At 41.6% G+C, this 10139-nt stretch carries 10 protein-coding genes and 1 pseudogene; 3 read left to right on the forward strand and 8 right to left on the reverse strand.

All coding sequences use genetic code 11. The features are described 5' to 3' along the window. The first annotated feature begins 224 nt into the window (after positions 1-224). On the forward strand, positions 225-1829 hold the full coding sequence (locus tag PS3_RS03820) for an LPXTG cell wall anchor domain-containing protein (protein WP_040468044.1): 1605 nt from the start codon (positions 225-227) through the stop codon (positions 1827-1829). 94 nt (positions 1830-1923) lie between these two features. Here PS3_RS03820 and PS3_RS03825 read toward each other — a convergent pair whose 3' ends face one another. From PS3_RS03825 to PS3_RS03830, 3 genes are read right to left on the reverse strand one after another with little or no spacing between them, the layout of a single operon-like run. Beyond that, positions 1924-4005 (reverse strand): DUF3427 domain-containing protein, encoded by a 2082-nt coding sequence (locus PS3_RS03825; protein WP_328285564.1) that lies wholly within the window; start codon positions 4003-4005, stop codon positions 1924-1926. After that, a complete protein-coding gene (locus PS3_RS10595; RefSeq protein WP_050950812.1) occupies positions 3944-4870 on the reverse strand; it encodes a phospholipase D-like domain-containing protein in 927 nt (308 codons plus the stop codon). Before PS3_RS10595 ends, PS3_RS03825 begins: the two co-directional genes overlap by 62 nt. Beyond that, positions 4863-5282 (reverse strand): (deoxy)nucleoside triphosphate pyrophosphohydrolase, encoded by a 420-nt coding sequence (locus PS3_RS03830; protein ID WP_007122122.1) that lies wholly within the window; start codon positions 5280-5282, stop codon positions 4863-4865. Before PS3_RS03830 ends, PS3_RS10595 begins: the two co-directional genes overlap by 8 nt. A 71-nt stretch (positions 5283-5353) precedes the next feature. Between PS3_RS03830 and PS3_RS03835 the strand changes: the two genes are divergently transcribed. Next, entirely contained in the window at positions 5354-5920 is a 567-nt protein-coding gene (locus PS3_RS03835) for a sugar O-acetyltransferase (protein ID WP_007122123.1), read from the forward strand. A gap of 24 nt (positions 5921-5944) precedes the next feature. Here the strand turns inward: PS3_RS03835 and PS3_RS10600 are convergent. The 5 genes and pseudogenes from PS3_RS10600 to PS3_RS03855 form a co-directional block, all read right to left on the reverse strand. Continuing rightward, a pseudogene (locus PS3_RS10600) lies at positions 5945-6166 on the reverse strand (NADH-dependent oxidoreductase); the annotation flags it as partial. A gap of 55 nt (positions 6167-6221) precedes the next feature. After that, the gene (locus tag PS3_RS03840) at positions 6222-7004 is read right to left on the reverse strand and encodes a putative hydro-lyase (RefSeq protein WP_040468045.1); all 783 of its coding nucleotides are present in this window, start codon (positions 7002-7004) and stop codon (positions 6222-6224) included. Next, positions 6986-7753, reverse strand: a complete 768-nt coding sequence (locus tag PS3_RS03845; RefSeq protein WP_040468046.1) for an SGNH/GDSL hydrolase family protein — start codon at positions 7751-7753, stop codon at positions 6986-6988. Before PS3_RS03845 ends, PS3_RS03840 begins: the two co-directional genes overlap by 19 nt. Positions 7754-7767: 14 nt before the next feature. Further along, complete coding sequence (locus PS3_RS03850) at positions 7768-8784, reverse strand: YdcF family protein (RefSeq protein WP_040468047.1); 1017 nt, start codon at positions 8782-8784, stop codon at positions 7768-7770. Further along, a complete protein-coding gene (locus tag PS3_RS03855) occupies positions 8781-9281 on the reverse strand; it encodes a GNAT family N-acetyltransferase (RefSeq protein WP_040468048.1) in 501 nt (166 codons plus the stop codon). The genes PS3_RS03850 and PS3_RS03855 overlap by 4 nt, the downstream gene beginning before the upstream one ends. 143 nt (positions 9282-9424) lie before the next feature. Here PS3_RS03855 and PS3_RS03860 point away from each other — a divergent pair, with 143 nt between their 5' ends. After that, the gene (locus PS3_RS03860) at positions 9425-9994 is read left to right on the forward strand and encodes an NADPH-dependent F420 reductase (RefSeq protein ID WP_007122126.1); all 570 of its coding nucleotides are present in this window, start codon (positions 9425-9427) and stop codon (positions 9992-9994) included. Positions 9995-10139 lie beyond the last annotated feature (145 nt).

Consider the following 10139-nt stretch of genomic DNA (forward strand, 5'->3'; position numbering starts at 1 on the left):
ATATGATTATCAACCTATAAATATACATTATATTTCTTCTCATTTTGAACCCCTTGTTGGTGACACGACGTCACGAAAACCCTTTATTTATAAGCAATTAGAGCATACCACATTTGATGATCACATGATAATCTTTTTTGAATTTTTTGTTGTAAATTTGAACTTTGTTTGTATAATTAAATTATGATTGTAACTATTATTACAATTAATTTGGAGGAATATTTATGGGAAATCAATTGAAAAAGGCCACTATGGTTACGTCCATTGTGGCAGGAGCGCTATTTGCAACGACCGTTTTAGGGACCACGGTTGCCAATGCCGATGCAGCGGCCCCAAGTCAACCGGCTACGGAAGCGCAACCAGCGACAACAAGTTCTGCACCTTCTGTTGAAGAAGCACAAGCGGCCGTCGATTCCGCACAAGCGAATGTTGATTCAGCCAATATATCATTAGTTGCGGCCACAGCATTGCAAATGAATGCTGATAGTGATTATGCCAGTGCTAGTGCAGCGGCTGACGAAGCTGTTGCTGCTAATAACGAAGTCTTATCTAATATTGATTCAACACAAAAAAAGATCGATGATCTTACAAATCAACTCAACCAAGATCAGGCCACATTGAATTCAGCTAGTGATGCATTAAGCACTGCCACTGCTGCCGTGTCAAGTGCCGAAAATGGTCAAGAAATTCCAGCTGCTGTTTGGAAAACAGGTACTACTACTGAATCACTTTCACAGCAATTCTTTGCTAAAAACGCCCTTGTTAAGCTACTTCCAAGTGGTCAGGTAGAAATTACTCTTCATATGACTAGCGGCAAGCAATATGTTGGGTCACTTTCTTACAAGGAAACTGATCTGACTGCTTCAAATGCCAACGGCGACGCTGTCGATTGGACTTTTAGTGCTGATCCTGCAACGACCTATGATTTGGCTATGTCCATTAACACGCCAATTGGTCACATGAATCAAACGGCCACGATCAGCGTTGATGGAACCATTTATAATGGTTTACTAGAAAAGCAAAAGGATGCACAAACTGCATTTGACAATGCAAAAGTTAAAGTTTCAGCTGATGAAACCGAGTTAAATAAAGCAAAATCTGATCTTTCAAGTTATGAACAAGCTTACCAAATGAGACTTCGCTATAATGTAACTCGAACACAAGACCAACTTTTAGAAGCAAAGAATAAAAAAGATGCTATTGATCAAAAAGTATCAGAAGCTCAAGAAACGCTTGCAAATGCCAAAGCAGCTTTAACCACTGCTCAAAATACCTTAGTAATTGCTAAAGCAGCTGCTGAAAAGCAAACTACACCAACCGAAGAAGTTGCACCGAATACTGAAACTACTCAGCCTACTAATTCAACAACTGAACAACCCGCAGCAAACCAAACTACTCCAGCTGAAGAAGTTTCACCAAATACCGAAACTACTCAGCCTACTAATTCAACTACTGAACAACCCGCTGCAAACCAAACTACTCCAGCCGAAGAAGTTGCACCGAATGCCGAAACTACTCAACCTACTTCTGAAAACGCAACCCCGGTAAAGATTGTTCCCGATCAAACTACTAATGAATCTTCAAGTCAGGATACTGTGTTGAATGAAACGGTAGCTAAATTGATGAACGTTACTGAAATCAAGGAAGTAAGTAAAGTTGCTTCTGGTGCTGCAACCAATGCTAATCAGAAAATCGTCGCCGTTAAAAAAGCTATGACGACGTCGTCAACCCTACCACAAACTGGGAATGACGCTACTAGCCTGACCCTACTTGGTATCGCCCTAGCAATGCTTGGTTTCGCACCCCTTGCTAAACTACGTCGATACTAAAAGACAAGTCTTACCAATCTCTCTCCTTAAAAGACGGTAAAAAGTAAGAAGCGGATGCATCGAGATTCATTTTCTCGATGCATCCGCTTTTCAATTATTTACCGATAATCCGGTGATACCGCCGGTTTTCAACTGGAGAATCTAATTTCAAAATAAATTTCACAACCGGTTTGCCACCCTGTGTCGTCTCTGACACAGATTGAGTAATCGTCCGTACCCGACTTAAAAACATGAAATCATCTCCTTCATCAGCTGATTGCTTTAAGAATAATTTCATTTCCAGTAATGGTTCCCCATTTTCATCATAACCAGTCATCGCTTGCACATCTTTACTTTGCCGCGTCCGGTTACTCTTGGAGAAGTAACTCATCTCTCGATTATTATAGAACTCATCATTGTAATCAGTCGTGGCACTAATATCATCTGGTTTTTCATAAGTCACAAAGATTGGACAGCGGTGGCCTTCAATTTTGTAACCACCAATATTCAACTTGGGGATATCTTTTTCAAAGTTCATTAAACGAATAATCTCCGACCGGGTATAGCGTTGATACAGGGTAAAGACTTGTGTAGAATCATACCGTTTTGCCCGCAATAAGCCCGTCTTAATTGCGTCTTGAACCAGGACTTGGAAATCTTGATGATACCGATAATTCTCCTTAAAGTCCTTACCTAATCGATATACCCCATCAGCATATTCAACCACTGGCAGTTCCCCATAGTCATACTTACTTGGATGAGTTTTCTCTCCGTAATATTCCAGCGACAGGACCCGTTGAACTGAAGCCAATGTATCGTCTTCTAAATATAAATGATGGTCAGTAATAATCTTCGCGAATTCCTGATCAGTTAATTGGTCATGAGTCAATAAATAATCAATGACTAAAAGTTCATGTTGGCGAATCCCGGTACAAATTTCATTCGTCAAGAAGCGCAAAACAGCCGCTTCATAGCCAGATAAATCAAATTTCCCCGGTTCAACCCGAGTTAAGAAGGCGTAGTAACTACCTTGTGGTGCGCCCGTCTTTTTGCCCTTCATTCGAGCAAAGACACGCTCATCGATCGAATGCGAACGCTGAAAATCATACATTAACGGAATCCGATTCAATCGTTCTTTTTGCTGTAAATAAATTTGCTTTAACTCGCGAATTCCAGTTAACTTCGCTGCTTGGATGGACTCATAAATTCGCTTCTTAGCGACTCGGGTAAAATTGATAGTCGAAACCCCAATCATTGGTTCTAACTCAATCGTTTGGCGGGCCGAATCTTTCATCCGACTATCATCTCCCGTCAAAGCAATGGGAATTAAATAGTTATTACGATAATTTCCAATAAAATCAATTACCACCACGTAGTCTTTATTCGGTGCTTTTCGTAACCCCCGTCCTAATTGCTGAACGAAAACGATACTTGATTTGGTATTGCGCAACATGACAACTTGGTTAACACCTGGGATATCGATCCCTTCGTTAAAAATATCGACCGTCACAATATAATTAATCTTTCCGGCTTCTAATTGATCAACAACTTCATTCCGTCGAGTTTCACTATCGGAACCGGTCAGCCCGATCGCTGGAAAACCTTGCTTAGTTAACTCAGCTGCCAGATCATAGGTTTCGTCTTTTCGCGAACAAAAGATTAGGCCCCGTAATACATTCCCCGAATAACCATAGTATTGTGTCTGTTTGATAATATATTTGACCCGTTCTGGTGATACTAACCGACTCAAGGTCGCCGTATCAGAAATTACATCCCCATCAAACTCATAATCTTCCACTCCAATATAGTGAAAAGGGCACAGCATGTCTTCTTCAAGGGCTTGCTGGAGACGAATTTCATAGGCAATATTATAGTCAAATTGTTGGAAAACATTAAATTCATCGGACCGTTCGGGAGTAGCCGTCATCCCGAGCATAAAGTCTGCATGGAAATAATTAATTACCCGTTGATAGGTTTCTCCACCGACATGGTGAGCTTCATCAAATAAAATATAATCGAATTCGTCCGGTGCAAAGTTAGCTAGTTGATCCGGTTTAGCTAAGGATTGAATAGTCGCAAATTGGTATTTAGCATCTGTCACCTTTCGATTTCCAGTAAAGATTCCGTAATCTCGATCATCGCCACCTAAAATCCGTTGGAAGGAATCTTTTGTCTTTTTGGAGAATCTGCTCCCGATGAATCACATATAAAAACCGCTTTGGCCGATATTGTTGAACATCAAAAGCCCCTAAATACGTCTTTCCCGTCCCCGTAGCCGAAATCACCAGGCCTTTATGTTCACCCCGTTGTCGCAAGATTTGCAGTTGATCCAAAGCTTCCCCTTGCATTGCATTTGGCTTAATTAGCTGATCTACTTTAGATGTTTTTTCCTGTCGAATTATATACTGAATACTAGCCTTTTCTTGATAGGACTGTTCGTAATCAGCTATCCATTCATCCGTTAAAACAGTGGCTTGCTCCCACGAGCTTTCAATTTCTTGGGAAACCTGATGGGTAATATCCCCATTCTCCAATGAACTAATCCGTAGATTCCATTCATAGTTCGTTAAGAGGGCATTTTTGGTTAAATTAGCACTGCCAATGATCACCGTCTGTAGATCCCGATCAGTATGATCAAAGATGTATCCCTTTTGATGAAACCCATTGGCTCGTACCAATCGTGTTACAATATTAGGAATTTTTTGAAGGTCCTTAAAAACCTTCGGGTGATTAAAATTTAGATAATTGGAAGTTAGAATTCGACCTTGCACCCCACGTTCAGCTAAATCGGCCAAAGTAGTCTTTAACATTGTCAATAATTCTTCCGTGATGAAGGCCACGGAAAAAGTAAATCCATCACAATTTCGAAGTTCACTTTGCAGGTCATCAAAAATATGTCGATCACCCCGATTAGTCAGTAGTTGTGGGGCATAATCATTGACATAGTCAAACTGATCACGATCGACGTAACCATTTAACAGTGATTCACTTAGTTCTTCGACCACTACCGGATCATGAGCTGCTAAATCCCGATCAAAGGAATATTTGATTTCCTTATGCATCAAAACTTACCTCACTCAAATCAATTTGGGCTAATTCCTTAACGATTTCTCCATCAGCAGCTGGCCAGTCCCGTTTTAATAATTCATTTTGTTCCACCCATTCAACTTTACTGTGTTCAAGTAAATTAAAATGATGGGTTAACAATTTAGCAAAATAAACCGAAAGATGAATTTCGCCAAAATCATATTGGTGCACAGCCGTTGTCCCCACCTGTGGGCCAACAACAATTTGGTCCTGAAACTCCTCTTGCATTTCGCGTTTCAAAGCTGCTTGAGGTGTTTCACCGGTTTCAATCTTGCCCCCCGGAAATTCCCATAAGGATCCTAAAACTCGCTCTGCCTTTCGTTTTGAAATCAATACATGTCCAGCATCATCAATAATCACAGCACCAACTACGTTAATCTGCTTCATATTACAGGCCCACTTTCCTTTTGATATACTGTAAATATCATAACATATCAATATTAAGCGAGGTACTCACCATGAAATTAGAAGATCAATACCAACGAATTTTAAGTGGGCAAATGTATGATGACCTAACCCCTGAATTGGTAACGGCCCGGGAACGAACTGTTTTATTGACCAACCAATATAACGCCAGCTTTGGTCAACCGGCCCCTGAACGAGAAGCCATCTTAAAAAAACTCCTCGGTCACATCGGCCAAGGAGTCCATTTTGAACCAACCTTTCGCTATGAGTTTGGTAATCACATTCAGATTGGTAATAACTTCTACGCTAATTTTGATTGTGTCATGCTCGACGGCGGTGGGATCGAAATTGGCGACAACGTGCTTTTTGGGCCAAAAGTCGGCATCTATACATCTAATCACGCTTTTGATGCTTGGGAGCGTACTCATGGCGCTTGCTATGCTAAACCAGTTAAGATTGGTAATAATGTCTGGGTTGGCGCTGGTGTCCATATTAATCAAGGCGTCACTATTGGTGATAATACAATTATCGGCTCCGGCAGTGTGATCACTAAAGATATCCCAGCCAACGTTGTCGCAGCCGGCGTTCCTTGTCGGGTTATTCGCGAAATTACTGAGTAAGACAAAACTGGATATCAACCTTATTAAGACTTCTTTGAACAGCACAGCATATGTTCGCGTCGTATCTTTAGGAGTTGACTGATAGCCTTCCCACAAGGAAAGGTGAATATAATCCAACTCCTCCTTAACAACTTGAGCAATTAGTTAACGCGACTCACGATATGTATAACCAACCTGATCCCCATGAATTTCTTCCGGGCTGATCCGATAACCAATAATAAAGTCACTTGGTGCTAATTGAGCAACGTGAAGTGAACCCTGTTAAAGTTTCTTGGAGCTCTTCACATATCTTATGTCAATTTTATTTCAAATCTTGATTTAATACGTCAGTGATCAGCATATGACCCGGTGCATGCGTGATAACTAATGGCAACTTACTTTGACGTACCACGTTTTGCGGCGTGACCCCACACGGCCAAAATACTGGATATTCTCCTGGCTTGATCGTTACCGGATCCCCATAATCAGGATGATTGAGATCCTGAATACCTATTGCTTGTGGATCCCCAATCTGGATTGGCGCGCCATGAACACGTGGCATAGCCGCCGTCACCTCGACAGCCTTGGCAATCTGGCTACCAGGAATCGGTCTCATGGACACCACCATTTGACCTTGTAGTTTCCCCGCTCCATGTAATTCGATATTAGTGTCATACATTGGCACATTCACGCCCTCGGTGATATGGCGGATTTCAATTCCGGCGGCCATTAGTTCTGCTTCAAACGAAAAACTGCAGCCAATGAGAAAGGCCACAAAGTCATCTCGCCAAATGTCATCTAGTGAGGTCACCTCTTGGACTAATTGACCATCCCGATAAATCCGATAACGAGGGAAATCATTGGCCAGATCTACGTCTTGAGCAAATTGGTGTAACTGACGACTACCGACATCAGCAACTTCTAAAACCGGACATGGTCGTGGGTTACGTTGGGCCAATAATAAAAAATCAAAGGCATCCGCTTGCGGCACAATAATCAAATTTGCTTGGGTATATCCAGGGCAATAGCCACTCGTCGGGCCCGTAAATTGACCTTGCCGGACTAGATGACGGAATTCAACGGGACTTAAATTTGCATACTCCATAATTTCACCTCCTGATCTTTGAAAATCGAAAGCAGTTCTTTTCTGAAATAAGGCGTCCATAAATCACGATAGCCTAGGCGGGTGGGGTGAGCATCATCATACATATAGGATGGGTGTTGCTGAGTAACTGATATGATCTTTTCATCACTACCTAAGTCGATCATTGAAAATCCCCATTTATCCTGTAGCACTTTTAACTTAGCAATCAAAATTTGATAATCATTTCCCTTGCGTAAACAGGTATAAAAAGCAAGGGGGCAGACCCAATTTTGCGTGACTAAGGCACATAGGTACTCAAGTGCTCCTAAAGTCGTCTGTTGATCAAAAGTCGCCATATCTTTAGTTGAGCTAATCTGGCCTAAAGGAATTTGTTTTCGTCCATCATTGGTCGAAAGTTGAACCACCATTAAATCAAGTGGTTGCTTGGGCGGGTTCTTAGCTAGGCGTTCTAAATATGAATTCCCTTTTAATAAAGGTTGATTTGAATTCGCCAGTGTAGTTCCTGATAAGGCCTCTTTTTGCGCGATGATCCCATCTTCAGCTACTAGGTAATCAACAAATGACTCGTCATTTGCCGCGGCCCCCAGCGTAATTGAAGAACCTAAGAAATAGATCCGCTTACCTTTTAAGGGAGAATCAGGATTAAGTACTACATTTTTAACGGCATATTGTTCCGCATTCCCCGGTAATTTTAGCGGATCCTTTGGTGCTAGCTGGTGTAACAGTTGTTCTATCTCTGCTTTTTCCATCGTCAATTTCCTCTTCAAGACGCGAGAGTGGCGAAAAGAAGATACGCCCCCTCAATTAAGATCAAAATTCCCACTAATAATTTCTTACGTAATAATAGATAGCCGGCAAACTCCCGGATAAAAGCATTTAGAGAATAATAGAAGCGACTTTTACTCCCATATCCCACACATGGTAAACCAGCTTGACGGCTTAACAATAAGGCTCGAAGCAAATGAAAATTATTGGTGACCAAGCCGACTTTTTGATTAGGCGGGATTAAACGCTGCGAAAATTTGATGTTTTCAGCCGTGTTCGTCGATTGATCCTCCAAAATGATCCTGTCTACGGGCACACCTAAACTCATGGCATATTCTTTCATGGCAGCGGCTTCGGAGCGTGGTTCATCGCTCCCCTGACCTCCAGACATAATGAATTTAGTTTGCGGATTATCTTGGGCCAAAGAAGCCGCCTTCTGAACCCGCCCCGCCAACAGGGGTGAAACCCGACCTTGATATAAGCCTGCTCCCAAGACGATCAAGTAATCTAATGGCTCATGTTTAAAGTGGATTAAATTCAAGAGGCTCGTCACGGTATAGATCGTTAATAAAAATAAGACATCTGCAATCACCAGATCGACCATATGATAAAGATGCCAAAAGAATGGTCCCCAGGAAGCAAACAAGTGGTCGAGTTGGGCCCAAATAGTAAGGTTAATCAAGAGTAAGCAGCCAGCTAATAGTGATAACAAATTATTAAAGGAGCGCCGAGTCCGTCGAATTAATTGGATCCCGTTAATAATCAAAAGAAAACTCGTCAAAAAAGGCACCAAAAGCAACAGAATCACAATCAACACGATTACGACGAGCACCAACCAAGCAAATTGACTGCCCGCCTGCCAGAGTTGGGCATTGACCACCAGTAAATCTACCCCAAGCATTCCCAAGGTCGTCAAGAAATAAAAGCCAAGGAATAAAGAGCGCCGATCATGGTGCCAAATTGTTCCAAAGGCACCGAAACTCAGTAGAGTAATTATCAAGAGTGTAAGCTTCATTTTTGACTTTCCTCAAACCTCAAACGTAACTGATTCCAGCGAACCCCACCATGGGTAGAACCAGTAAAGCCTTCATTCACAAAACCAAAACGTTCATAAAATCCTATTAAAGGATCCTTACAGGTTAGTACTAACCCCTGACGTCCCTTCAATTGGGCATCCTTAATTGCGGCTTTTAAACATTGACTAGCGTACCCCTGCTTACGATGATCAGGATCAGTTACCACTGAAAAGATCATCTGCCAGGCACCAGCTTCTTGATGCCAATCGACCCGTTCATACATCTCATCGATTAAATTAGCCTGATTCGTTACTAGACCATTGACAAAGGCGATCAAGTGATCATCGTCATCAACCAGTAACCAGAAATGATTCCCAAAAGCGGCAACCCGCGCTTTAAGTTGCGCTTGCGTAGCCGCTTCTGCTTTTGGAAAAGCATGCCTTTCAAGAGCTGCTAGGACTGGGATGTCAGCCATTTGAGCATGGCGAATTTGCATAAGCTATCTCCCCTTAAGTATTAATGCCTTAATTATAAATAGTCCTAAATTTCACTTCAAACCATTTTACTTGTAAAAAGTAAGTAAATATCCTATAATGAATTTAACAATTGAAATTAAATTTTTAAAAGGAGTTTACGATTATGAAAGTATCAGTAATTGGTAAAGGAAATATGGGGCAAGCAATTGCGAAGAATTTTGAAGCGGCAGGTCAATCCGTTGAATTTATTGGTCATGGCGAAGCACAACCAACTTTTGGCGATTTAGTCGTGTTTGCGGTTCCATTTGCGGCAGAAAAAGACTTAGCAAATCAATACCAAGCCCAATTAGCCGGTAAAATTGTGGTTGAGATTGCCAACCCCTTGAATTTTGATAATTGGGACGAATTAGTGGTACCAAGCGATTCATCCGCCGCTGAAATTTTACAAACGGTTTTACCACAATCTAAGGTTTTGAAGGCCTTTAATACGACCTTTGCTGGTACTTTAAATAGTGGCCAGGTTGGCGATAATCAAACTACCGTTTTAGTTGCTGGTGACGATGAAGATGCCAAGGAAACTTTTGCTTCAGCCCTGTCAGGAAGTCCGTTAACTGTTATGGATGCCGGAAAACTTAAGCGGGCGCGGGAAATGGAAGCACTCGGTTTCTTACAAATGACCTTAGCAGCCCAAGATAAGATTTCTTGGAATGGTGGCTTTGGCATTAATCAATAATTGATAAAGGCGTTAGCTGGTCCGAATTGGGATCAGTTAACGCCTTTTAAATATCTAAAATTCTTGTAACGACTTGACTTGCTGACCATCTTCATCAAAATTCTGGTTCTACACTTTTTAGTACTGATAGAAAAATCTATCAGTG

This window comes from Limosilactobacillus gastricus PS3 (assembly GCF_000247775.1).
Lineage (GTDB): Bacteria > Bacillota > Bacilli > Lactobacillales > Lactobacillaceae > Limosilactobacillus > Limosilactobacillus gastricus_A.